Here is a 1,124-nt window from a genome sequence, read left to right as displayed (position 1 = left end):
TCATGCACTCCGCTGTTCAAAGACAGGAAGAGCCCCCCAAAGGAGGCGCCTTCTTCCTCGCTGTCAATAGCCTGGCCCAACGCCTGGGGACGGTGCTGGCGCCCAAATCCACGCCGATTTCGATCTTCAAGGCGAGTTACGCCGGCATTCTCAAAGACGCCGACGATGGAGCGGTGCAGGTGATTTCTCAAGGCAAGAAGAAATACGTGCTGCTCACCGAGGACCAGCTGGTCGAGATCATGGATGCCGGTGTTGGCAGCAAGACGCGTTCGCTCGCCGACACCTTGGCATCCCTGACGCCGCCCAAGGAGCGGCTCGACGCCAGCCTGGTGATGCAGGCCGGTTCGGCCCACGATCCTTTCTCGCTGCCCGAGCGGGCCCCCTGAGATGGCGACCAAATCCCGGCACCTGATCGGTCCGAACCTGCTGATCGAGCTGTGCCTGCAGACGGCCCGGGCCATGGCCTGGGCCAAAACGGTCGGGGATGCCCATTGCGTGCTCAGCCGCTTGGCCGTCGCCATCGTGCGCTCGGTGATCAACAAGAATGCCAAGGACGAGATCAGCCGCGAGGAGTGGCACAAATCCCTGGACGCGGTCGTGGCCCGCATGGTGGCCGCCGGCGCCGAGACGGTCGACCTCAACGAGACGATCCTCGAAAAATACCACCTCTACCGCCTGCACGAGCCGCTGCAGAGCCAATCGGGCGGCACGCCTGAAATCCTCGGGCAGGACGTGCGGCTGCTGGTCGCCACGGCGGCGGTGATGGATCTGGTCTACACCGACATCAGCGACCTCTACCTTCAGCAGATGGCTGCTCTGGGGCTCAAGGTCCAGGCCCTGTGAGTCGCCCATGTTCAATCTGCCCGCCGGCAAGCCGGTCGTCCCCAAGCAGCGCGTCAAGGTCCTGAGCCTGTCTGGCGGCGGTTACCGCGGCCTGTTTACGGCGCAGGTGCTTGAGCGCCTGGAAGCCGACATCCGCGCGGCGCAGACCGGGCAGTCGCCCCCTCCTTTCGGCGAGCGTTTCGATCTCATTGCCGGCACATCGATCGGCGGCATCCTGGCCACGGGGCTGTCGTGCGGCGTCAGCGGCGCGCAGCTCGTGGCGGCGTTGAAGGCGTCGGGTT

At 65.1% G+C, this 1,124-nt stretch carries 3 protein-coding genes; all 3 read left to right on the top strand.

What is annotated here, in order from left to right; translation table 11 throughout:
• On the top strand, positions 1-386 hold a 386-nt coding region (locus QZH66_RS16650; RefSeq protein ID WP_305806977.1), incomplete at its 5' end, for a hypothetical protein.
• A gap of 1 nt (position 387) precedes the next feature.
• Positions 388-843: a hypothetical protein gene (locus QZH66_RS16645; protein ID WP_305806976.1), complete on the top strand. Its 456-nt coding sequence runs from the start codon at positions 388-390 to the stop codon at positions 841-843.
• A 7-nt stretch (positions 844-850) separates the two neighbouring features.
• Positions 851-1,124 (top strand): patatin-like phospholipase family protein (locus QZH66_RS16640; protein ID WP_305806975.1); only part of this gene is annotated, 274 nt, incomplete at its 3' end.

The sequence above is a fragment of the Stenotrophomonas sp. YIM B06876 genome (genome assembly GCF_030711595.1).
In the GTDB taxonomy this organism is placed as follows: domain Bacteria; phylum Pseudomonadota; class Gammaproteobacteria; order Xanthomonadales; family Xanthomonadaceae; genus Stenotrophomonas.
This window is presented reverse-complemented; position numbering and strand designations above follow the sequence as displayed.

Coding starts and splice junctions, on each gene's coding strand:
- QZH66_RS16645 (WP_305806976.1), top strand. CDS start 388: ATGGCGACCAAATCCCGGCACCTGATCGGTCCGAACCTGCTGATCGAG.